Annotated in this window: 22 protein-coding genes; 18 read left to right on the top strand and 4 right to left on the bottom strand. The window is 49.0% G+C overall.

What is annotated here, in order from left to right:
* Positions 1 to 266: 266 nt before the first annotated feature.
* The 16 genes from EPD17_RS04600 (at position 267) to EPD17_RS04530 (ending at position 17,042) form a co-directional block, all read left to right on the top strand.
* Positions 267 to 857: an acyl carrier protein phosphodiesterase gene (locus tag EPD17_RS04600; RefSeq protein ID WP_132052172.1), complete on the top strand. Its 591-nt coding sequence runs from the start codon at positions 267 to 269 to the stop codon at positions 855 to 857.
* A gap of 56 nt (positions 858 to 913) precedes the next feature.
* Positions 914 to 1,507: a DUF2911 domain-containing protein gene (locus EPD17_RS04595; RefSeq protein WP_132052170.1), complete on the top strand. Its 594-nt coding sequence runs from the start codon at positions 914 to 916 to the stop codon at positions 1,505 to 1,507.
* Positions 1,508 to 2,049: 542 nt separating this feature from the next.
* Positions 2,050 to 2,676: a DUF2911 domain-containing protein gene (locus tag EPD17_RS04590; protein ID WP_132052168.1), complete on the top strand. Its 627-nt coding sequence runs from the start codon at positions 2,050 to 2,052 to the stop codon at positions 2,674 to 2,676.
* Positions 2,677 to 2,678: 2 nt separating this feature from the next.
* Positions 2,679 to 4,514 carry an asparagine synthase (glutamine-hydrolyzing) gene (gene asnB / locus EPD17_RS04585; protein ID WP_132052166.1) on the top strand — a complete coding sequence of 612 codons (1,836 nt, stop codon included), beginning with the start codon at positions 2,679 to 2,681 and terminating at the stop codon, positions 4,512 to 4,514.
* Positions 4,515 to 4,685: 171 nt separating this feature from the next.
* Positions 4,686 to 5,825 (top strand): cystathionine gamma-synthase, encoded by a 1,140-nt coding sequence (locus EPD17_RS04580; protein ID WP_132052164.1) that lies wholly within the window; start codon positions 4,686 to 4,688, stop codon positions 5,823 to 5,825.
* Positions 5,826 to 6,005: 180 nt separating this feature from the next.
* Positions 6,006 to 6,860 carry a hypothetical protein gene (locus EPD17_RS04575; protein ID WP_132052162.1) on the top strand — a complete coding sequence of 285 codons (855 nt, stop codon included), beginning with the start codon at positions 6,006 to 6,008 and terminating at the stop codon, positions 6,858 to 6,860.
* 248 nt (positions 6,861 to 7,108) lie between these two features.
* Positions 7,109 to 7,240, top strand: a complete 132-nt coding sequence (locus tag EPD17_RS20290; protein ID WP_262707874.1) for a hypothetical protein — start codon at positions 7,109 to 7,111, stop codon at positions 7,238 to 7,240.
* A gap of 418 nt (positions 7,241 to 7,658) precedes the next feature.
* Positions 7,659 to 8,708 (top strand): sensor histidine kinase, encoded by a 1,050-nt coding sequence (locus EPD17_RS04570; protein WP_132052160.1) that lies wholly within the window; start codon positions 7,659 to 7,661, stop codon positions 8,706 to 8,708.
* Positions 8,709 to 8,710: 2 nt separating this feature from the next.
* A complete protein-coding gene (locus tag EPD17_RS04565; RefSeq protein WP_132052158.1) occupies positions 8,711 to 9,760 on the top strand; it encodes a sensor histidine kinase in 1,050 nt (349 codons plus the stop codon).
* Positions 9,757 to 10,524, top strand: coding sequence for a LytR/AlgR family response regulator transcription factor (locus EPD17_RS04560; protein WP_240040743.1), 768 nt, complete (start codon positions 9,757 to 9,759; stop codon positions 10,522 to 10,524). Before EPD17_RS04565 ends, EPD17_RS04560 begins: the two co-directional genes overlap by 4 nt.
* Before the next feature lie 129 nt (positions 10,525 to 10,653).
* On the top strand, positions 10,654 to 11,568 hold the full coding sequence (locus tag EPD17_RS04555) for an alpha/beta fold hydrolase (protein WP_132052154.1): 915 nt from the start codon (positions 10,654 to 10,656) through the stop codon (positions 11,566 to 11,568).
* A gap of 77 nt (positions 11,569 to 11,645) precedes the next feature.
* Complete coding sequence (locus EPD17_RS04550) at positions 11,646 to 13,019, top strand: S41 family peptidase (protein ID WP_132052152.1); 1,374 nt, start codon at positions 11,646 to 11,648, stop codon at positions 13,017 to 13,019.
* 147 nt (positions 13,020 to 13,166) lie between these two features.
* Positions 13,167 to 13,847, top strand: coding sequence for a hypothetical protein (locus tag EPD17_RS04545; protein WP_132052150.1), 681 nt, complete (start codon positions 13,167 to 13,169; stop codon positions 13,845 to 13,847).
* A 429-nt stretch (positions 13,848 to 14,276) separates the two neighbouring features.
* A complete protein-coding gene (locus EPD17_RS04540) occupies positions 14,277 to 15,065 on the top strand; it encodes a TIGR02757 family protein (protein ID WP_240040742.1) in 789 nt (262 codons plus the stop codon).
* Between the two features lie 5 nt (positions 15,066 to 15,070).
* A complete protein-coding gene (locus EPD17_RS04535) occupies positions 15,071 to 15,382 on the top strand; it encodes a hypothetical protein (RefSeq protein ID WP_132052146.1) in 312 nt (103 codons plus the stop codon).
* Between the two features lie 121 nt (positions 15,383 to 15,503).
* On the top strand, positions 15,504 to 17,042 hold the full coding sequence (locus EPD17_RS04530; RefSeq protein ID WP_132052144.1) for an FAD-dependent oxidoreductase: 1,539 nt from the start codon (positions 15,504 to 15,506) through the stop codon (positions 17,040 to 17,042).
* Between the two features lie 96 nt (positions 17,043 to 17,138).
* Here EPD17_RS04530 and gldD read toward each other — a convergent pair whose 3' ends face one another.
* From gldD to mutY, 4 genes are all read right to left on the bottom strand, one after another.
* Positions 17,139 to 17,732 (bottom strand): gliding motility lipoprotein GldD, encoded by a 594-nt coding sequence (gene gldD / locus EPD17_RS04525; RefSeq protein ID WP_240040741.1) that lies wholly within the window; start codon positions 17,730 to 17,732, stop codon positions 17,139 to 17,141.
* Positions 17,733 to 17,775: 43 nt separating this feature from the next.
* The gene (gene gldE / locus EPD17_RS04520) at positions 17,776 to 19,119 is read right to left on the bottom strand and encodes a gliding motility-associated protein GldE (RefSeq protein WP_240040740.1); all 1,344 of its coding nucleotides are present in this window, start codon (positions 19,117 to 19,119) and stop codon (positions 17,776 to 17,778) included.
* Between the two features lie 91 nt (positions 19,120 to 19,210).
* Complete coding sequence (locus EPD17_RS04515) at positions 19,211 to 19,651, bottom strand: single-stranded DNA-binding protein (RefSeq protein WP_114236455.1); 441 nt, start codon at positions 19,649 to 19,651, stop codon at positions 19,211 to 19,213.
* Positions 19,652 to 19,874: 223 nt separating this feature from the next.
* Positions 19,875 to 20,993, bottom strand: a complete 1,119-nt coding sequence (gene mutY / locus EPD17_RS04510; RefSeq protein WP_132052141.1) for an A/G-specific adenine glycosylase — start codon at positions 20,991 to 20,993, stop codon at positions 19,875 to 19,877.
* A gap of 105 nt (positions 20,994 to 21,098) precedes the next feature.
* On the opposite strand from mutY, the gene EPD17_RS04505 reads away from it, so the two are divergent.
* On the top strand, positions 21,099 to 21,398 hold the full coding sequence (locus tag EPD17_RS04505; protein ID WP_114236454.1) for an HU family DNA-binding protein: 300 nt from the start codon (positions 21,099 to 21,101) through the stop codon (positions 21,396 to 21,398).
* Positions 21,399 to 21,617: 219 nt separating this feature from the next.
* On the top strand, positions 21,618 to 22,493 hold the full coding sequence (locus EPD17_RS04500; RefSeq protein WP_240040739.1) for a tetratricopeptide repeat protein: 876 nt from the start codon (positions 21,618 to 21,620) through the stop codon (positions 22,491 to 22,493).
* Positions 22,494 to 22,765 lie beyond the last annotated feature (272 nt).

The following is a 22,765-nucleotide window of genomic DNA, read 5'->3' as shown; positions in this document are numbered from 1 at the left end:
AACAACATTGCAAGCATCACATAAATGCTACTCAATGGCAGCAACTCATTTACCAAAAAATGATGCAGTATTTTTTTAAACAAATAGCCCGCAGGTGATGAATGGTAATGGTTAGTGACAGCGCAATGTTTTTATGCCATGCTTCGGTAATCTAATTATCACATTCATCTATTGATAAAAATCAAACGCCCCGGCAGAAAAATACTTGTTGTTAAATGACCGCACCGCATTGGGCACAATGGCGCTGCATATCTTAAATTGCAGTATTGAATTTCCTGGGCCACGCATATCTTTCTTTTAACCACACCGAAATACTGGTGGGCAATATGATCTCGGATTGCATCAAGGGGCGTGCACAATACAATTACCCCGAAGGCATCCAGAAAGGTATCAGGCTGCACCGCGATATTGATGCGTTTACCGACAGCCACCCGGCCACCAAAGCGGCGCAGGAAGTGTTCAGGCCGCATTACCGCCTGTACAGTGCACCGCTGGCCGATGTGGCCTTTGATTATTTTCTGGCCAACGACCCCGAAACTTTTGACGACAAAGGCCTGCTGCATTTCAGCCACCACACTTATACTACCATCGATGCTTTTGGCGCCCAGTTGCCGCCGCGTTTTGCACAGCTGTTTACTTATATGAAACGCGACAACTGGCTGTATCGGTACCGCACCCTGGAAGGCATTGGCAATAGCCTGCGTGGATTGATGTACCGCGCCTCGATGCCTGATGACGGAGAGCATGCAGGATACCTGTTGCAACAGCATCAGCCCGTACTGCAGCAATGCTTCAACGAATTTTTTCCCGATGTTAAAAAATTTGCAAAAGGCCGCCTGATCGAACTGCTGGGGTAATCAGTTGCGTTCTACCCCCGGATATTATTTATTTTTAAGCCCTAATTCCATTTAGTATGAAACACCTGTTCCTGACCCTGATGCTTGCTACCTGTGGCGCTGCCGGCAATGCCCAAACTTCGGCAAGCCCTGTTTCGCTTGCTGTAAAAATGCCCGAAGTAGATAAATCGCCCATGGATATGGCCTATTACCCGGCCAATTACCCGGTGCTGAAAATACAGGGCAAGGCAACGGAACCACTGGTGGCGCGGGTGATATACAGCCGGCCACTGAAAAACGACCGCGTGGTGTTTGGCGAACTGGTGGAGTGGAACAAGATCTGGCGCCTGGGTGCCAACGAAGCCACTGAAATTGAATTTTACCGCGATGTAAAAATTGGCGGCAAAAAAATAGCGAAGGGTAAATACACCTTGTTTGCCCTTCCGGAGCAGGAACAATGGACCGTTATCTTAAATAAAGACACCGATACCTGGGGCGCATTTAAATACGACGAAAAGAAAGACGTGGCCCGCATTGCCCTGCCCGTACAGCAATTGCCCGCACCGGTGAATGCTTTTTCCATCATGTTTGAAAAAGGCGACGCTGATTCTATTGTGCTGGATATTGCCTGGGATAATTATATGGTGGCCATGCCAATTAGTTTGAAATAACGAACAGCGGAACAGTGAGGAATTATTAATTATGGATTATTAATTATTGGGTGATTGCGTTGTGCAATATGGCAGCGTGAAATTATTCTGCGGAGCCCAAACCTGTTGGTAGCAGCACAATCATCATCTTTTCAATGTTCCCGTTGATCGTGGATCAACCCTGAAGGCAGAAAAGTTCGCAAAGCAAAATGGTGCACGGGTTTGGGCTACGCCCAAAATAATTTACCGGTTACAACCATTGCTACAAACAGGTGTGGGCTATGCCCACTTTTTTATTTTGCGACGGCTGCATTTGTTTTGAAACATTAATTCATGCTTTTGATAGCCCGACGCACCAATTAATCATTCATTAATCATAATTCATCATTCATAATCCCTTACTCCCGGCTGTTCTCATTTCAAATTCATCATTCCTTGTTCCTTGTTCGATATTCTCTTTCAACTTCCTCTGTTCCTTGTTCTTCTGTTCATCTGTTCGACATCCCTTGTTCGCTGTTCTACATTCCATCTCCTCTTTCCCATTCTTTCCGTACTTTTTCGCCATGAAATTGTTGTTTGCAACAGCACTGGTGTTGCTGCTGGCGGGCTGTGCCGGCAATGATGCCGAAGAACCCCGCGTAACCCCTACCCCACGCCGCGACTCGCCACTGCTTGCTGCTGTACCGGCCAACCCGCTGCTGGCACTAGACCGGTCGCGCATGGACATGGCTTATTTCCCCGTCGACTATCCTATTTTAAAAACATCAGGCAAAATACAAGGCCCGCCCATGGCGCGGGTAATATACAGCAGGCCGCAACGGCAGGGCCGTACCATTTTTGGCGAACTGGTGCCCTATGGTCAGCCCTGGCGCCTGGGCGCAAATGAAGCCACCGAAATTGAATTGTTTGCACCGGCCACCATTGGCGGACAAAACGTATCCAAAGGCCGCTACATCATGTATTGCATTCCGGAGGCCAGCCAGTGGACCATCGTGTTCAACACCAACCTGTACACCTGGGGCCTCAAGCCCAACCCGCTGGATGATGCGTACCGGTTTACCATTCCCATTCAACCAACAGAACACAGCCTGGAGCATTTTACCATGGTGTTTAACCAAAGTAAAGACGGCGCCGAGCTGGTCATTGGCTGGGAGCAAACCGAAGGCCGCCTGCCCATTCAATTCAAATAACTATGTGCGGCATTGCAGGCATATTTTCGGCAGGTGCCGGGGGTACAATAGAAGCGGCCACCAAAACCCTGCAACACCGCGGTCCGGAAGGCAGCGGCTTTTATCACGATCCTGAATTACCGCTCAGCCTGGGCCACCAGCGCCTTTGCATCATCGACCTGAGCGAAGCTGCCGCACAGCCACTGCGCTATCAAAAAAGGTATGTGATTGTGCACAACGGCGAGTTGTACAATTACAAGGAAATCAAAGGGCAGCTCCAAGCAAAGGGCTATCATTTCAACACACAATCCGATACCGAAGTAATTGCGGCGGCGTTTGCCTGCTGGGGTAAAAATTGCCTCCAACATTTTGATGGCGCTTTTGCATTTGCCATTTGGGATGAGGTGGCAAAAACTTTGTTTGCAGCCCGCGACCGACTGGCCGAAAAGCCTTTTTTCTTTACCCATACAGGCAACGAGTTGTTCTTTGCATCGGAGATGAAAGCGCTGTGGCAAATGGGCCTGGAACGGCAAGTAAACAAGGGCATGCTGTACAACTACCTGACCCTGGGATACACCACCAACCCATACGATGCGCAGGAAACATTTTACCAAAATATTTTTAAGCTACCCGCCGCATCCTGCCTCATGTTGGATGCACGCAGCAATGAACTTTCGATAGAGCAATACTGGACCGTTTTTGCAGCCGAAAAAAATATCAGCGACAAAGAAGCGGTTGATACTTTTAAAAACCTGCTGCACACCTCGGGACAGCGCCGGTTGCGCAGTGATGTATCTGTTGGCACGTCGCTCAGTGGTGGCCTAGATAGCAGCACTATTGCGGCACTGTGCGCCGCTTCATCGGAGCGTAGTTTTTCGCACCATTGTTTTACTGCGTCATTTGAAAATTGGGGCAAGGACGAAACGACCCAAGCCGCAGCCATTGCAGCAAAACTGGGCCTGCAACATCATGTGGTGCCTATGTCTGTTGCCGATTTATTACAGCACATGGATGCACTTTCCCATCAGCAGGAAGAGCCCGTGCAATCGGCTTCGGTGCTGGCGCAGTACCAGGTGTATGCGGCTGCAAAACACGCCGGCATCACCGTGTTGCTCGATGGCCAGGGTGCCGATGAAATACTGGCAGGCTATCACAAATATTACCATTGGTACTGGCAGCAATTGTATGCAAACAAACAGCTTGCTTCAAGCGGTGAACTTGAGGCAGCAAGAGCGTTGGGTGTGCAGGAACCATTTGGTGTAACGAATAAAGCCGCTGCACTGTTGCCGCATTTTACTGCATCGCTGTGGCAAAAGCAGCGGGCAAAAAAAGCCGCTGCGCAACGGGGCCTGCATCCCGATTTTGTGTCGGTCAACAAAGCCCATTTTGCTTATGCCTTGCCGGCAAAGCTGGACCTGAACGGCGTGCTGCATTACAACACATTTACCAACGGGCTGGAAGAGTTGCTGCGCTATGCCGACCGCAACAGCATGGCGCATGCCGTGGAGGTGCGCCTGCCTTTTGTACAACACGAGTTGATCGAATTTCTTTTTTCCCTGCCTGCCCATTTTAAAATACGCAACGGCTGGACCAAATGGCTGCTCCGCGAAAGCATGAAAGAGGTGCTGCCCAACGAAGTGGTTTGGCGCCGCGATAAAGTGGGCTTTGAACCACCGCAACAGCAATGGATGCAGGATGCCCGGGTACAAAAAAGAATACTGCAGGCAAAAGAACTGCTGGTGGCGCAACAGGTACTGCATCCCTCCGTTTTGCAACAACCCATCAAAGCAACTACAGCCCACGCCGCCAACAACCTCGATTGGCGCTATTGGTCGGCGAGTTATTTGTGGGAGGGGTGAGGAAGTTCGAAGTCGGAAGACGGAAGTCCGAAGAATGGATTTGCAGATACTCGTTAAAAATGATCGATGCAAACAAATATTGGTTCAAAAAGTTAATGGTTCAATCTTCCGACTTCGGACCGCGGACTTCCGACTTCCCTGCCTACATTTGTTTTCCTCAATCAATACAACATGAAGCTAGGAACCAAGTTTATACATGCAGGTGCAGAACCCGATCCTTCTACCGGCGCCATCATGACGCCGATCTACCAAACCTCCACCTTTGTGCAGGCAGCTCCCGGCGACCACAAAGGCTTTGAATATGCGCGGTCGCAAAACCCTACCCGCTTTGCGCTGGAGGCGGCCCTGGCCGGCATCGAAAACGGCAAGTTTGGATTGGCATTCAGTAGTGGCGTAGCGGCAACCGATGCCGTAATTAAACTGCTGCAACCCGGCGATGAAGTAATTGCAGGCGCCGATATGTATGGCGGCACCTACCGCCTGTTTTCAAAAGTGTTTGCCCGCTTCGGCATCACCTTTCACTACGTGGATATGCAGGATGCACAAAACGTGGCTGCGGTGATCAACGACAAAACAAAACTCATTTGGTGCGAAACGCCTACCAACCCGTTGATGAATATTGCCGACATCGGCGCACTATCGGCAATGGCCAAACAGCACAACCTAATCCTGGTGGTGGACAACACTTTTGCATCGCCTTTTTTGCAAAACCCGCTCGACCTGGGTGCCGATATCGTGATGCATTCTTCTACCAAATACCTCGGCGGCCACAGCGATGTGATTCAAGGAGCGCTGGTGCTGAATGATCAAAAGCTGCGCGACGAACTTTATTTTATCCAAAAAAGCTGCGGTGCGGTGCCCGGCCCGATGGATTGTTTCCTGGTATTGCGCGGCATTAAAACCCTGCATGTACGCATGCAGCGCCATTGCGAAAATGGCCGCGAGATCGCCCATTTTTTGCGCAACCACGAAGCCGTTGAAAGGGTGTACTGGTGCGGCTTTGAAGACCATCCCGGCTATGCCGTGGCACAAAAACAAATGCGTGATTTTGGCGGCATGATGAGTTTTACGCTGAAAGACGACAGCGTGGAAAATGCACGCCGTGTGCTTTCGTCCACGCACCTGTTTTCGCTGGCCGAAAGCCTGGGTGGCGTAGAGTCGCTCATTAACCACCCGGCATCCATGACGCATGCTTCCATTCCGCGCGAAGAACGGATCAAAAACGGGTTGACCGATTCGCTGATCCGATTGAGTGTGGGCATTGAAGACGCGTCTGATCTGATTGAAGATCTGCGGCAGGCGATTGGTTGATTTTTTTAAATGCTTATAAAAATGCGGGTCTGATGGCCCGCATTTTTATATTGATACAATGATGTTGGTTCAAAGTTTTGCGCAAGAAAAAATGTTCCCCCAATCCTGGTTAAAGCCGGCCGAAGATTATGGATTCAGCTTTTAATAGCCGATATTTAAGGGTAGCTAAACAGAAAGGTTATGAAAACGAACCTGCTCACCTGCTTGTTTTTCCTGCTCTTTGTAACCGGCTTTACACAAAATAAATTTTTTGTTGGCAGCACGCCTGCACATGCAGTGGTGCGGGAGTTTTTACAAATCAATGCAACCGATTCGATCGACTTTATCCGTTGGAAGCTGGAGCTGAATCCTGCATCGTTCAAACTGCAGTGTCAATATGGTTTGGCCAAGGCCGGTACACCCGGATTTACAAACGAACAAAGCAGGAATTTTGAAGGAACACTGAGCAAAAAAGACCATTACTATTTGCTCCAACACAAAGGCAGGACCGCCACCATATTGGAAGTAAATTCCAACGTGCTTCACTTTTTGGATCGGGATAAAAAAATGCTGATTGGTAACGGTGGCTACAGCTATGCATTAAACAGCACTACACCTGTTATTGCCAACGCAGTGAGCATACATGCCGAACAAACAGCTACCGGCAGCCCGCTGGTTTTTGAAGGCAGAACGCCCTGCAACGCTTTGCCCCAAATACTGGGCATACAGAAAAGCGATGCCTGCAATAAAATGAAATGGTATTTTCATTTGTATACCGATTCTATCACCGGCGCACCGGCCCACTTCCTGATGGGTGGCATTGGATACCGGAAAGAAACCATGGCCAAAGGCAACTGGAAAATAACAACAGACCAAAATGGCAACACTGTTTACCAACTGTATTTCAACCAATGGGCCCGTCCGTTAAGCCTGTTAAAAGGCGATGATAATATTTTGTTTTTTATTGATAATGATGGGCGCCTGCTGGTGGGCAATGAAGACTTTAGCTACACGCTAAACAGAAGGCCGGAAGCTTATGCAAGAATTGAACGGTAGCGCAGCAAGGTTATAATCTCGCTGTGCTACAAATACCCTCATAAAGATTTTAAGCATCAAAGTGGAAATACAGTATGGAAATAATCACCGCTGCATTATATAAAGCATTTGGTTTGTTTCTTTTATTCCGCACCCATCGCCCGGGAACATTTATCCAGGATTCATCACTTTAAATGGCCGATTCGTCACCCTTTGTTTTTTAGCGGTAGTAAGGCGCCACAACTTTACACCAACAAAACATCAAAGGCATGAAACGGACACTACTCATTGCTGCAATTTGTTTGGCCATGCTTGCCAGTTGTGCCAGCCGCCACGCAACCTCAAGGCCCAACACATCCAATGTAATCCTGCTCGACCAATCCATTTTACTGGTTTCCTGAACGCTATGTGGGTGCTGTTGATTTGCCAGGGAATATTATTGCTATACAGCGTAGCCGTTACGTTTTGGGGCGGCAACACCAACCGCAACAACCAACCACTTTCCTTCACCGAAAGGCTGCAGGAATGTGCCGTCAGCAGCCTGCTGCTAGGGCTACCTATAGTAGGCTTTGCGTTTCACATTCAATGGCTGATGGATGCAGCACTCCTGCTGTATCCGGCACTACTGCTTACCGAATTCCTGGCTCATTGGCGCCCATATTTGCAACAAAGAGCAGGGCGGCTTCAAAGTGGTGCACTCCCTCTTGATGACAACAGCAGCGATGCAGCACTAATAACATTTCCTCATCTATCTATTTGCATCCTGCACGGGCTCATACTTGTCAACGCTGTTTGTGCCTATATTTACTTTTTCAGTGCATGAGCCGCCGTCCCTTTTACAACAACACGCATTTTTTACTCATCGCCAGCGGGTTTGTGGTCAACACGCTGCTGGCAGTGGTGTACCGGTACATTAACTCCGGCAGCCCGTTTGTGCGCTTTGAAGAATGGTCGGGATTTTATGGACAGGGCTGGCCCATCATGGCGCAAACCTTTGTGGTGCTGTATTTTGTTTATTACAGCATTCGTTATTTCAATAAAAAATACAGCGCTGCACCCAATAGCTTTTCGCGGTTCCTAAACGAAATTCTTTTTGTACTGCTTGTGGGCTTTGCCATCATGCAGGCGTTTTACTGGGTATTTATTACCTACCAGGTAGTGCCCGAAGAAGACATGCAGTTCCTCGATCGCAAGCTGAAAATGATCCTGACCATTGATGTAACGCTGCTGATTGTGATCTATGCGTTCATGACATCGTTCCGCATTTTTCGATACCTGCAACAAAAAAACCTGGAGCTGCTACAGTGGCAAAAAGAATATGCGCAAACACAGTTTGAAACCGTAAAAAATAAACTCAACCCGCACTTTTTATTCAACAGCCTGAATGCACTTTCATCGCTGGTGTGGGTGGATGCCGACAAGGCCGAAATCTTTATTGAAAAACTTTCCCGATCGTACCGCTACCTGCTGGAGCATAAAGAAAAAACGCTGGTACCGCTGGCCGATGAACTGCAGTTTTTGCAATCGTTTTTATACCTGATGCAGGAGCGTTTTGGCAACAAGCTGCAAGTAATGTTACCAACAATGGATGCAGGTGAAAAACTGTTGCTGCCACATTCATTGATGATTGTTTTTGATTACCTGCTGGCACAAAATAAAATGAGTGCTGCAGCACCGCTTCATGTAACCGTGGCGCAGGATGCAACTGCACTGCTAATTAGCTACAACCCTCAACCAAAAGAAGACAGCAACACGCAGGCAGCCGAACAACTGGTACGCCTGCAGGAGCAATACAACCTGCAAGGCAAACCCATGGTGCTGCAACAATTGGGCAACGGGCAGGCTACCATTCAACTACCGCTTTTTTAACCATGGCACAAACACAGCCCCTCATACAAAAGAATGTGTCGCCCATCCGCATTACGCTGGTCATGATTGGCGTGGTGAGCCTGCTGTACCCGCTGTTTTTTGCGTACATCGACAAGCAATTTTCGTTGCGCTTCCTGGCTGTTGAATTGTTGTTTACAACAGCGCGTCTTACCTGCATCGCATTCATTTGCTATGGCATTATCTGGCTGTCGGGTAAAGCCTTGCATTGGGCGCCTTCGTGGTTGCGCCACTTGTTGGAAGTGATCGTTATTCTATTTTGCGCCTATTGGTTTTTGGTGGCGTTTATTGAAGGCATCGACCGGCCGCTTACCGGCAGTAATCCCGCCGATCCGGCCAGTTGGGTTTTTCGCAGGCATATTGGTTTGTACCTGTTGGCCACGGTGTTTATTTACACTTTTTTATCGGGGTTAAATTACTACCACCTGGCGCAGCAAAAAACGGCACAAGCCGAGAAGCTGCAACGCGAATTTGCACAGGTACGGCTGCAGGCACTCAAAAGCCAGGTGAACCCGCATTTTTTGTTCAACAGCCTGAGTGTGCTTTCGTCGCTGGTGCATGTAGATGCGGAGCTGTCGGAAAAATTTATCCTGCAACTATCCAAGGCCTACCGGTATATACTCGATCAAAAAGATGCAGACTTGGTGCCGCTGCGCGAAGAGCTGCAGTTTTTGGATGCGTACTTTTTTTTATTGCAAATAAGGTTTGGGCAAAAAGTAAAACTGCAACAACACATTGCACCCGAAACGACCGGATATAGTTTGCCACCGCTTACGCTGCAATTGTTGGTGGAAAACGCGGTAAAACACAACGCGATGTCGGCGGCACAGCCGTTGATCATTTCCATTGATGCTGCGGGCAACGAACTGGTGGTGCAGAACAACATCAGCCGGCGCAACCAGTCCGAAACTTCAACCGGCATTGGCCTCGACAACATCAAAAAAAGGTATGCGCTGCTAACCGAAGGAAAAGTAACCATTGAACAGGATGCACAAACATTCAAGGTGCATATTCCGCTTATAAAAACTGCATGATGAAAGTAGTGATCATTGAAGACGAGCCCCTGTCGGCAAAGCGATTGGAGGGCATGCTCAAAAAATACGACAGCAATATTGAAGTACTGGCCGAACTACCCTCGGTAAGCAGCGCTGTGGCCTGGTTTAAAGAGCATGGCGACCCCGACCTGGCACTGATGGACATTCACCTCGAAGACGGCCAGAGCTTTAAAATATTTGAAACCATCAACCTGCAGGTGCCGGTTATTTTTACCACGGCATACGACGAATACACCATCCGTGCATTTAAAGTAAACAGCATTGACTACCTGATGAAGCCGTTGAATTACGAAGAGTTGTCGGCTGCACTGGATAAATTCAAAAGGCTGCACGTTGACGGCACCGATGAAAGGGAACCGGCACTGGAGCAATTGCTACAGGCGCTGCAACCAAAAGAGCCCGAATACAAAACAAGGTTCCTGATCTCCATCGGATCGCGGCTGAAAACCATCGACACTGCCGATGTGCAATACTTTTACAGCGCCGATAAAGTAACCTTTTTGGTTACCACCGACAACCAGCGTTTCCCGGTTGATTTTAGCCTCGATAAACTGCAGGCAATGCTCGATCCCAAATCATTTTTTCGCATCAACCGCCAAATGATGGTGCGCCTCGAAGCCATTGAACAAATACATGTATACTCCAAGGGCCGCCTGAAACTGGAGCTGCAACCGGCACACAAAGAAGAAGTGTTTGTGAGCATGGATAAGGTGGTGGAGTTTAAAGAATGGTTGGGAAAATAACCAGCTGTTTTTTTGTTGTGTAAACCTTCTAAGCCGGTTCATCACCCCGCATCCGTCATTCGTCGGGATTGATTCTTTACCGCCCCGTCGTTTTATTCTCTTTGTATCACCAACAACAAACAAAGAGTTATGAAACGATATGCTTTCCTGCTGACACTCCTGTTCACCGCCACATTTGCCATGGCGCAGGATTCTACTTTTTACTTCACTACATCCGACAGCGTGCAATTGTATGTGCGGGTGGCGGGCAAAGGTGCACCTTGCGTGTTTGTACACGGCGGCCCCGGCTCCACCAGCTATTATTTCGAAGCATTTGAAGGTGCCCAAATAATTGAGCAGCGCATGCAAATGGTGTACTTCGATCAGCGTGGTTGCGGCCGTTCCGACTCCGCCGCCAACAACAACTACAGCCTGCAGCGCCTGGAGCAGGATATGGAAGAATTGCGCACCGCATTGGGTTATAAAAAATGGTCGGTGATGGGACATTCGTTTGGCGGAATCGTCATCACCAACTATGCGGCGCATTATCCCAAATCAGTATCGGCTTTATACATGCTACATGGCACCGTAAACATGGAAGCATCGATGCGCAGCCACCTGGAGTTTGGCCTGAAAGAATTGAACATGGCGCAGCATGCCGTGGTAAGCGACACCACAAAACCACTCAATGAAAAAGTATGGGCTGTGCACGATGAATTGACCAAAAGAAGCATGTGGTACAAACTAATGTTTCGGAATGCTGCGGAAAAAGTAATCAACGATTCGGTTACGTTAAGCGTGCACCGCTTTAACCGCGACTTTGCCAATAAGGTGTGGGGCGTGGCTGATTACTGGACCAATTTTGCACCGCTTACCCGATCGGTAAAATGCCCGGTGCTGGTTATTACCGGCGATAAGGATTACGCTATTGGAACACGTCACTACCAAGATTTTCTTTTTCCCAAACAAACCGTGGTACACTACATCGGCGGGCATGCATCCTTCCAGGAAGAGCCGCAGTGGTTTGCTGAAAAGATCCTCGCATTTGCCCAAAAACATTCCTGATAACGGTGCTTGTTTTTGCCTTAAACAAACATTGCTACAGCCATAAAATACTCCACCAACCAACAATACAAACAACCATGAACAAGATCATACTGCTCGTACTTGCGGCCTGCACGCTGCATACAAGCTTTGCACAAAAAACATTCGACTCGGCTGCATACGTACAGTTTTACCATAACTATTGGGAAAAGCCGCACTACAGCATGGACACGACGGAAGTACACCTCAGCACCGAAGAAAAAATAGCAGGCCTCGGCAAAGCATGGGCCGAAGCACGGCTCAACTTTGCCAACTTCGACCTGATTGCCGGCACCAATTGGGACAGCCTGTACCAGGCTTATATTCCACGTGTAGCGGCTGCACTCAACACCGATGCGTATTACAAAGTGTTGCAGCAATTTTACCAGCACCTCCGCGATGGCCACACCACCATTTACCAACCTGCACGTTACTGGCAAAAGTTTGCAGCCGTGCTGCCGCTGGAGCTTCGTTGGGTTGAAGGCAAAGTGGTTGTTGTAAAAAACCTGTCGACAAAAAAAGAAGATGCCCACATTAAACCCGGGATGGAAGTGGTGAAGTTTGGGGGACAACCGATTTTAGAATACATACAAAAAGAGATCAGTCCGTACCTGAGTTTTTCAACACCGCAAGACAGCACCGAACGCATTTACCGGTACGAGCTTACTCCTGGTGTTGCAGGCACCAACGAAACGCTGGAGCTGCGTACAGCAGCGGGCAAAACGTTTACCCATACGCTGCAACGCATACCGGTGCAGCAAATGCAACAGCGGTACCCATTAGCGAGTTTTACCGTGCTGAAAGGCAATATTGGATACCTCACGCTGAACTCGTTCAACGATACTGGTGTGGTGCGCATTTTTGATAGTTTGTTTGCGCAGATCAGCAAAACAGATGCATTGGTGATCGACATCCGCAACAACGGCGGCGGCAACGGGCAGAACGGTTTTGAAATATTGGGATGCCTTACTAAACAGGCTTTTTATACCGGTAAAACTGCCATCCGCAAATACATGCCGGTGGGCCGCGCCTGGAACAATCCGGAAACAATTGACATCAGCGGCTGGGACTGGAAGCCTTATAAAAAACAGTTGTACGCAAAGCCCGTGGTACTACTCACCGGTGCTGCCACTTACTCCGCCGCGGAAGACTTTACCAGTGCATTTCGCTCCATCAACAGGGGTAAAGTTTTTGGCCAGCCGACGGGTAGCAGCACCGGTCAGCCGGTATCGTTTAACCTGCCCGGTGGCGGCGGTGGCCGTGTATGTGCCAAGCGTGATTACCTGTGGGATGGAACCGAGTTTGTAGGCATTGGCATTGCGCCTGATGTGTTGGTGACACCCGCAATAAAAGGCATTGCTGCAGAACGGGATGAAGTGTTGGATGCGGCTGTTCAGTATGTAAGCACACAAAAAAATATTGCCGTAAAATAATTGGTTGTTGGTTGTAATCCACCCAAGGCAATGGCTGCGGGTGGATTCTTTTTTACACAACTCCAGCGGGTTTAAAACATTAGCTTGCACCACGAAAACAGCAGCATGAAATTCCGACTGTTCCTTGCATTATTACTGTCAACTTGTTTGCAGAAAACCCATGCCCAAACCAAAGTGTACCTGCTGCCCACATTGCACCGCATGCATGCCACCAACATTCAATACAACTACGATACGCTGCAAGCCATTGTGGCCCGCATAAACCCCGATGTGGTGGCGGTGGAACTGCGCCCCGAAGATGAAAACGCCGATACTGCGTACCTGCGGCAAAACTATCCATACGAAATGTGGATGATGCGCTACTGGCAGCCATCAGCCACCATTAAAGGTTTCGACTGGCTGGGCAAAGAACTGGAAGGAAAACCAATACCATCACGCTACTGGCAGGAGCATTCAAATATCAAAGCATTGCAGCAATTGCTGGCTGCCGATACTGCGTTTAGTAAAAAAATGGAAGCCTGTGCGCTGTACAGCAAACAACGCATGCCCCTGTTGCAAAGTGGCAGCATTAATGATATCATTCGTGGCAATGATGCCTTGCTGGTGCGGGCTTATTACGATTGCCTGATCAGCCGTTTGCGCAACACAGACTACGAAGCACTACCTCTTTTTTATACCGAACGCGACCGGCGCCTGCAACAAAACGTATTGCAGATCATCAACAACAATAGCGGTAAAACAATTGTGGTCCTGACCGGCGTGGATCATTACACGTATATGCTGGAAGCGTTGAAAAAAGAGGCGGGTGTTGTGTTGTTGCAGCCTTGATGGAATAGTTTAAAATCCTATCACGTTAGGTTATCCCATAAATCGAACAATTCGTTTATTAACGAAATACCTTTTAGCATAAACTGGTTGATGAACACATCTAACTTCCGATTCCAAGAGGAAATACGCTTTCTCCTTTTGCATTTTCGCAATGCCATAACAGATTTTTTTATAGTAAAAAATCCGGCGTATTAAAAATCGGTGAATGGGCGGGAGAAAGGAAAAGGCTAAGCCTTTGGCGGAAACGGTATGGTATCGCCGGGAATTACTGCAAACATACAAAATTCAAATAATTACTTTGTAAATACGGCACAGCAAATTTCTAAAAATATTTTGCTTACAGCTAGCTTAACATAGATACAAAAATATGTCTTCCATCTATACAATGCTATGCTTTGTATAACGAATATGAACCTGCTAATCACCTGCTTGTACCTTTACTCCGTGGAGCCACAAAACCTGAAGGAATTTTTAGACAGAAAAGTTGCAGAGTACAACACGCCAGCATTTATTGCACCGGATCCTATCTCCATTCCGCACCGGTTTACACATCCGCAGGATATTGAAATTGCAGCACTGTTTGCGGCATTGTTTGCCTGGGGCAACCGCACCATCATCATCAACAAAGCCACCGAGTTGATGCGGCTAATGGATAATGCGCCCTACATGTTTTGCCTACAGCATCAGGAGCAGGACCTCCGCCGCTTGCTCCATTTCAAACACCGCACATTTAACCCCACCGACCTCCTGTATTTTGTGCAGTTCCTGCATCATCATTATGTGCAGCATCATTCGTTGGAACAAGCTTTTACCCGCGGTATGCAGCCAAATGATATAAACGTGGAAGGTGCACTCAACGGTTTTCACCGCTACTTTTTTTCGCTGCCCGATGCACCGGCCCGTACCGGCAAACATATTGCTGCGCCATTTAAAGGGTCAACCTGTAAACGCCTGAATATGTTTTTGCGGTGGATGGTGCGCAGCGATGCGCAGGGAGTGGATTTTGGTTTATGGAAAGGCATTTCGCCGGCACAACTTATTTGCCCCATTGATGTGCATGTGGCCCGTGTGGCCCGCAGGTTTGGCCTGTTGCAGCGGCCCCAGACCGACTGGCTTGCAGGCGTGGAATTAACGGAGCAACTCAAACGCTACGATCCAACCGATCCGGCCAAATACGATTTTGCGCTGTTTGGCTTGGGCGTTGTTGAAAAGTTTTAAACGCCATGGAAAACAACAACGACTTATCGGTTTTGCTGCAGCAGCTTCCGGCAAATGCTTCGGACGAAGCAGCATGGCTGCACCGCATGGGTTTGGTGCTCAACGAGCTGATCCTGCACGATTTTAACAGGCTGGTGCAACTGCTTTACCGCGTGGATGTTTCGGAAAAAATGGTGAAGGAACTTTTGCAGCAGCATCCAGAAGCAAATGCGGGTTTGTTGCTGGCCCGCCTGCTGTTGCAACGGCAACAACAAAAATTAGCATCACGCAATCAATTTAGAAACGACGCGCATATTCCTGACGAGGAGCGGTGGTAAAAAGGCCAATGTTTCCGCAACAATCGTTACAAATGCATCGTCGATCAGGGCAGTTTACCATTTCTTCAAAAGCAGGCGGCACTACGGCACCATTTTTTTAGCGTATGCAAAAAATGCATCCATGAAAAGAGACGGCGCAACTACCAGCTTATGGCAAGCCAGCATTCCCGATTATGTTTCCAGCACCAACACACCACCGGCACAGCCAGTTGATGTGCTTATTGTTGGCGGTGGCATCACGGGCATTACCACGGCATTATTGCTGCAGCAGCAAGGCAAATCCTGCATTGTAGCCGAGGCACAGAATCTTTGCTTTGGCACCACCGGCGGCACTACATCGCACATCAATTCTTTTTTCGATACTACTTACGACAACATCCGCAGCGACTTTGGTGCCGAAGGTGCACAAACAGTGGCAAGGGCTACCCGCCAGGCGCTGGACCTGTTTGCGCATCACGTAAACACTTACAACATTGATTGTGGCTTTGCTGAAAAGGATGCGTACCTGTATGCACAAAACGAAGATGAAGCAAACCGGCTGGAAAAGATCATGAATGCATCGCTGGAAGCCGGCGCCAACGTGGCTTATGCATCGCAGGTGCCCATCTCGGATCAGTACATCAAAGCCATTGTTTTCCCGCGCAATGCACAAATACATCCCACACAATATGTGCATGCCCTGGCAAAAGTATTTGAAGAAGCCGGCGGTATTATTTTACAGCAATGCACCGTGGGCCACTACACCGGCAACACCGAAATGCTGGAAGTGGAAACATCGCTGGGCACCATCAAAGCAAGAAACCTGGTGTATGCATCGCACATACCGCCGGGCATCAACATCCTGCACTTCCGGGCACATCCATACCGCAGTTATGCAATGGCGCTGATGTTGGAAGATGACGCACAATATCCCGATGCACTGGTGTACGATATGAAAGACCCATATTATTACTACCGCACACAGGAGGTGGAAGGCAAGCGATATCTTATTGCAGGCGGTGAGGATCATAAAACGGCACATGTTGAAAACACGGATGCCTGCTTTCAGCAACTGGAGGCAAATGTACGCAAGCTGTTTGGTATAAAAGAAGTGGCCTTCAAGTGGTCATCTCAATATTTTGAGCCATCCGATGGTCTGGCTTACATCGGGCACCTGCCTGGCGCAGGCGAAAACGTTTTTGTAGCAACCGGCTACAGCGGCAATGGCATTACTTACAGCCACATTGCAGCCCGAACGTTAACCGACCTGATTGTAACCGGGCAAAGCGAATATGCGCAACTCTTCAGGCCAGGACGTGTAAAACCGGTGGCTGGTTTTACCGAGTTCGTAAAAGAAAATGTGGATGTAATCAAGGAGTTTTTCAGCAAGCGTTTTTCGCAACAGCAGTTGAACGAACTGGCCGACCTGGCCCCCGGCGAAGCCCGTGTGGTAAAATGGGAAGGCGAATCGATTGCGCTGTACAAAGACGATGGCGGAAAGCTTTTTGCCGTTGACCCCGTTTGCCCGCATGCCAAATGCGCCGTGGGCTGGAATAGTGCCGAAAGATCTTGGGATTGTCCCTGCCACGGCTCCCGTTTTGCACCGGACGGCACCCTGCTTACCGGCCCTGCCCGCAAAGGCCTGGAACCGATTGATTTGGCGAAGCTGGTGGAGGAATAATTTGAAAATTTGAAAATGTGCTGATTTGAAAATGAGGTGGGGCAGTTTACTCTATGCTACCTCATTTTCAAATTTTCAAATCACCGAGTTTTCAAATTATTGCTTCCATTGCAACGAACCAATCAGCCGCTGCAGATCCTGCCGCAGAAAATCGTTTACGGGTCGCAGTGAGTCTTCGTTGGGCGTGGTTTCGAAATAGAGTGCACCGCGTAAAAAATGCTCGGTGGAATCGGTTACAAAAAACTGGCTGGAAGTAGCGGTGTTGCCCTTGAGGTTAAAGAACACACCGTTGATGCCATTGGGTGTTTGAAAAGGCTCCGGCTCAATGGCCGATGCCTTATACGTATGTTGTTTGTACGAAAGTGTAAATGCATCATTTACCAGCGAGTCGAAATTATTGCGCCGCACATCTTTGTAGCTGATGTGGATGCGGCCGCCAAACTGTGGAAAATCAATGTTGATCCAATATGGATTTTCGGGCTGCTGCTCAAAAAAAGTACTGTCTTTGATCACCGTTCCATAAGCCGGATATTCAAACTTATAAGGGTAGCCGGGCTCATCAAACCAATTGTATTTTTTATCGGGCATGCCAATTTTAAAATAGCCCCGTGGCTTCGGCGTGTAATCGCTGTTGCATGCAAGTGCCAGGCACCCGGCAACCATCAGTATCCAAAAAAAATAGTGTCTCAAAATCGTTGTACTGTTTAATCAAAACTTGTTGCAGCGATGCCTGTTATTTTTCCGTGCCTACGTCGATGGTAAGCTGCACGCTGCCGATGCGGTTTTTTTCTACACCCAATACTTTAAACTGGAAGTCGCCGGCAGTAAGCACGTCATTGGGTTGCGGAAACTGGCCCGCAAGCTCCAGCACCAGTCCGCCCACCGAGTCGCTTTCACCTTTTACCGTATCAAAAGTATCGAGTGGCAGGTTAAGGCGGCGGCACAGATCGTACAACATCATTTTGCCATCAACCACATAGCTGTTCTCCGAAAGCTGCGTAACACCTGCTTCCTCTTCGTCAAACTCGTCGTGGATATCACCAATGATTTCTTCCAAAATATCTTCCATTGTAACAATGCCGCTGGTGCCGCCAAATTCGTCCACCACAATTGCAAAATGCACCCGCTTTTGCTGAAACTCCTGCAACAGGTCTTTGATCAGTTTCGACTCGGGCACAAACAGCGTGGGCCGGATTAGTGTATGCCAATCAAACTGTTGGTTGTCCATATGCGGCAGCAGGTCCTTTGTGTTGAGCACACCGGCAATTTCATCGAGGCTGCCTTTGTACACCGGCAACCTGGAGTAATGCAGTTCTTCCACTTTGCGCAGCACATCGGCAAACGAAGTATTGTATTCCAACCCGCTTACATCGAGCCGAAACCGCATGATTTGTTTTACCGAAATATTGCCAAACTTAACGATGCCTTTCAGGATGTTTTTTTCCTCGTTGCTGGTTTCTGCATTGTTTACTTCAATGGCTTCATCCAGTTCGCGGAGGCTTTTCGTTTGTTGCTGGTTGGCGCCGCTCACCTGGCTGATGTTTTCGGCAATATCCACCATGCGCAGCGATATGCGGCGCATCAGCAGGTGTATGCCTTCCACCACGGCGGAAGTGCTGTAGGCAAAACGCAGGTTGTTTTGCGTAGCCCATACTTTAGGTAAAATTTTACCGATCAATACCACCACAAATGCAATCACAAGGATTTTTACCAGCAGGTCGAGGTTGATGGGAATAATGATTTGTACCGTGCCCAGTTGCAGCACCGGCGTAAGCAGGTAATTGGCTAAAATGATGATGGAAATATCGAATACGGTACCGGCAATAAGCAGCGAAGTGTACACGGCTTTTCGTTCATCGAGCAGGGTAATGATGCGGCGGGCGGCGGCATGCTGTTTTGTTTTCAGCATGTTTACATCTTTTCCCTGCAGCGAAAACAGCGCCACCTCGGCGCCTGAGGCTACAAAACTAAGCAGCAGTAATATCAGCATCAGCACGGCTAGGAAAACGGTGCTCTGCGGGTCGAAGGCCAAAAGGGTGATGGAAGAAAATGTATTGATGACCGAATAGTGATCCAATGGTGAATTTTTGGTGAACAGGTGTAGTCAAAAGGCAGGTCGCTGATACGGCCTGCCCCTGAACTAAGTAACAAAAATATATTTTATCCTGTCAAAAAGGTATATCCGGTGAGGGCTCGGGCATGGGTGCATCGGAAGAACTCATTCCTTCGAGGCCGCCCTCCTGCGAAATGGAGTTGTGCGGGTGGTGGCTGCCGTCGGTGCGCTTGTCGAGCATAATGAGGTTATCGCCCACCACTTCGGTGGCAAATTTGCGGTTGCCGTCTTTATCTTCCCAACTGCGGGTACGCAGGCGCCCCTCTATATACACCAGGCTGCCTTTGTGCAGGTATCGCTGGGCCAGCTCGGCCAGGCCGCGCCACAGCACCACGGTATGCCATTCGGTTTGCGACACCAGTTTGCCGGAGCGGTCTTTGAATGTTTCGGTAGTAGCCAGCGGAAATTTGGCAACGCCAATATTTCCTTCCAAAAACTGCACATCCGGGTCCTTGCCAAGATTCCCTATTAACATCACTCGGTTAACGCCACGCATAAGATTCTTTTTTGTCAGTGTAAGGAAACGGTCTTCAAAGAAATCTGCCCTACTAATTTAACTAAGTTTATCAAATTTTAAGCCATTAAGCCGTTCGTGGTTAAACAATACGCAGGCGGTTGCACCAACCATCGCATGGTTTGCATGCAATGGTTCGCTGTTACATTTCTCTGCAAATACGAATCATAAAGCTGTTGTTCCACCGTTGAGCAGCAACTATATTTTACACCATACTCTGCGCTTTTCCCCCCAATAATTCTTCGGTCACAAACTGCCTGATGGATTTAGGAAAAGGGTAATCATCGAGTTGGGAAAGGGGAACCCAATGCAGGCCTTCGCGGTCAGCCTTTTCCGTTAGTTCCAGTTGTTCAAACGCCAGGTGCACCACCCGGTGGGTAAGGCGTTGTTTGATACTAAACCGGGTGCCTATGCGCTTATATTGTGCCGGGTGCAGGTTCGATGCTTTTGCAGCCTCCGCTTCAATCAGTTGCCAGGTGGCGGCGCCGCCAGTTTCAAACAGCAAAAACTCCCACAATCCTTCCCATATATCGCGGCCCTGCCGCTGGTGCAGCGCCACTTCATTGCCGTGGCGCAATACGAGGTAAAAAAAATGCCGCTCTGATACCTGCAGGCTTTTTTCTTTTACCGGCAAACTCAGTTGCCGCCCCTGCTGAAAAGCGGCGCAATGCTCCCGGAAAAAACACCCGCTGCATTCGGGCAGCGGCTTGCACACCACGGCACCAAAATCCATGATGGCCTGGTTGTAAGCAGCCGCCTGGCCCTCAGGCAATTGCTGCTGCGCCAGGGTTGAAAACAGTGCCTTGCCTTCGGTGCTATCGGTAGGGGTATCAATGCCGTGTATGCGCGATAGCACCCGGTACACGTTGCCATCAAGTACGGCATGGGGTAGGTTGTAGGCAAATGAAGCTATAGCCGCGGCAGTGTACGGCCCCACGCCTTTCAGCGCCAGGATGCCTTCGTAAGTATCGGGGAAACGGCCATCCAGATCGTAGGCAATATGCCGGGCGGTGGCTAGCAGGTTGCGGCAGCGGCTGTAATAGCCCAGGCCTTCCCAAAGTTTCATTACCTGCCCGTCCGGTGCACCGGCCAGTTGGCGGATGGTTGGAAAAGCAGCCACAAACCGTTCAAAATAAGGCAGCCCCTGCTCTACCCGGGTTTGCTGCAGCATGATCTCGGAGAGCCAGATGCGGTAAGGATCTTTTTCACCTTTCCAGGGCATCTGGCGCTTGTTTTCCGTTTGGTGCCAGTGCAGCAACAGGCGGGCAAATAAGGCGCCGCCGCTTTTATACTGCTCAGTTGTGGCAATTGTTCCTTTTTTCATAACCAATTTGGGCAACAGCGACACTTTAGCCCACAAACTTGTTGTATTCTATTGACAATCACTAATTATCTCATTATATTGCTGCACATAAACCTAATACCGAATATGAGAAAAGCAGACCTGGTCAATCAGATTTCCGAAAAGACAGGCATTCCTAAAGTAGATGTACTCGTTACCCTCGAGTCGATGTTCAAGGAAATAAAAGAATCCTTGTCCAAAGGCGAAAACATTTACATCCGTGGCTTTGGTTCTTTTGTTACCAAAAAAAGGGCCGCTAAAATTGGCCGCAACATCAAAAAGAACGTGGCAGTGCACATTCCGGAGCATCATATTCCCGCCTTCAAGCCTGCCAAAGAGTTTGTTGCCGACATTAAAAAAGTAAGCGTAGCACAACTCAACGGATAAGCAACACTTAGGTTATTGGGTATTGGGGTATCCGTAAACTCCTGTAACAAAACATTTGAGGCCGGGCAGCGCCGCAGTCCGGCTTTATTATGCTGCCACATCCGCCCTTTTTACCGGCACGCCTGCTGCCTGCCGGCACGATTGCAACAAAAAACCCAAATTCGGGGTTCCAGCCCTTCCATACGGCGCCTGCCGTTATCTTTGCCAAAATTTTTTGGAGTGAACAAAAGCCAGTGGATTACGGTAGCCGTGTCGGCCCTGTTGGTAACAGGCCTGTATGCCGCTACTCAAAATAAAATTTTTGGCGCCAACCAATTGTCGCACGAAGGCCATGACCATGCCCCCGGCGAAGGCCACGAAGCCCCGGCTGCTGCTGGTGCCCTGCCTACCGATAGCGTGTTGGCCCGTGCCCGCAAAACGCTGGCCCCTGAACAGGCCACCCGTATCCAGATGATGGAAAGCAGCATTACCCGCGGCGATGTGCAGGGCCAGAAAGAACACCTCTATCACCAGCTTGCCCGCTTCTGGTACGACACCGGTCGTGTGTTTGAGCCCTATGCTTTTTACCAGGCGGAAGCAGCAAGATTGGAAAATTCGGAAAAATCCCTCACCTTTGCTGCCCATTTGTTTTTGAGCAACCTTCGGGCTGAAGCCGATCCTGCCTTGCGGCAGTGGAAAGCACAACAAGCCAAGGACCTGTTCGAACGATCTTTGAAAATAAACCCGGCAAGCGATTCGTCGGAAGTGGGCCTGGGTGCTGCGCTGCTTTTTGGCGGCATTGGCGCCACCCCCATGGAAGGTATCGGCAAGTTGCGTGCAGTAACCGAACGCAACCCGCAAAGCATTTATGCCCAGCTTACGCTGGGACAGGCTTCGCTGATGTCGGGGCAAATGGATAAAGCCATCGAACGTTTTCAAAAAGTATGGGAGCAAGATCCCAAAAATTTGGAAGCCGTAATTTCGCTGGCCGATGTGTATGAACGGAAAGGCGATAAAAAGAATGCCATTGTGTGGTACCGCCAAAGCCTGCCGCTCATAGAGAACGACAACATTAAAAAAGAAGTGGAGCAAAGAATTGCTGACCTTAGCAAATAACCATTATTGATCATTTAAACAGTTAACTGAATATGCCTTGTGGTAAAAAAAGAAAGCGTCATAAGATTGCTACGCATAAGCGTAAAAAGAGATTAAGAAAGAACCGTCATAAGAAACGTAAATAAGACTGTTCTTCCCCGCATACCGGGAGCCGTTTCAATGGCTTCCGGTATCCTTTTTTCTGCTAATCACGCAGTGCCCCCATTTGCGCAAACCCGCCTCAACACTTTGCTCCAGCCATCAACTTTTTTCCCAGGTTTCTGCATCTGCGC

Source organism: Pseudocnuella soli (assembly GCF_004347775.1).
GTDB classification, from domain to species: Bacteria; Bacteroidota; Bacteroidia; order Chitinophagales; family Chitinophagaceae; genus Flavisolibacter; species Flavisolibacter aquaticus.
The sequence above is the reverse complement of the archived record's forward strand: the minus strand, read 5'-3'. Positions and strand labels throughout refer to the sequence as shown.

Bases quoted from the DNA above. Each gene is read 5' to 3' on its own strand.
- mutY (WP_132052141.1), bottom strand. From the start codon at position 20,993: ATGAAAAAAGGAACAATTGCCACAACTGAGCAGTATAAAAGCGGCGGC.
- EPD17_RS04530 (WP_132052144.1), top strand. From the start codon at position 15,504: ATGAAAAGAGACGGCGCAACTACCAGCTTATGGCAAGCCAGCATTCCC.
- EPD17_RS04505 (WP_114236454.1), top strand. From the start codon at position 21,099: ATGAGAAAAGCAGACCTGGTCAATCAGATTTCCGAAAAGACAGGCATT.
- EPD17_RS04595 (WP_132052170.1), top strand. From the start codon at position 914: ATGAAACACCTGTTCCTGACCCTGATGCTTGCTACCTGTGGCGCTGCC.
- EPD17_RS04535 (WP_132052146.1), top strand. From the start codon at position 15,071: ATGGAAAACAACAACGACTTATCGGTTTTGCTGCAGCAGCTTCCGGCA.
- asnB (WP_132052166.1), top strand. From the start codon at position 2,679: ATGTGCGGCATTGCAGGCATATTTTCGGCAGGTGCCGGGGGTACAATA.
- EPD17_RS04580 (WP_132052164.1), top strand. From the start codon at position 4,686: ATGAAGCTAGGAACCAAGTTTATACATGCAGGTGCAGAACCCGATCCT.
- EPD17_RS04550 (WP_132052152.1), top strand. From the start codon at position 11,646: ATGAACAAGATCATACTGCTCGTACTTGCGGCCTGCACGCTGCATACA.
- EPD17_RS04570 (WP_132052160.1), top strand. From the start codon at position 7,659: ATGAGCCGCCGTCCCTTTTACAACAACACGCATTTTTTACTCATCGCC.
- EPD17_RS04565 (WP_132052158.1), top strand. From the start codon at position 8,711: ATGGCACAAACACAGCCCCTCATACAAAAGAATGTGTCGCCCATCCGC.
- EPD17_RS20290 (WP_262707874.1), top strand. From the start codon at position 7,109: ATGAAACGGACACTACTCATTGCTGCAATTTGTTTGGCCATGCTTGCC.
- EPD17_RS04590 (WP_132052168.1), top strand. From the start codon at position 2,050: ATGAAATTGTTGTTTGCAACAGCACTGGTGTTGCTGCTGGCGGGCTGT.
- EPD17_RS04575 (WP_132052162.1), top strand. From the start codon at position 6,006: ATGAAAACGAACCTGCTCACCTGCTTGTTTTTCCTGCTCTTTGTAACC.
- EPD17_RS04515 (WP_114236455.1), bottom strand. From the start codon at position 19,651: ATGCGTGGCGTTAACCGAGTGATGTTAATAGGGAATCTTGGCAAGGAC.
- EPD17_RS04555 (WP_132052154.1), top strand. From the start codon at position 10,654: ATGAAACGATATGCTTTCCTGCTGACACTCCTGTTCACCGCCACATTT.
- EPD17_RS04560 (WP_240040743.1), top strand. From the start codon at position 9,757: ATGATGAAAGTAGTGATCATTGAAGACGAGCCCCTGTCGGCAAAGCGA.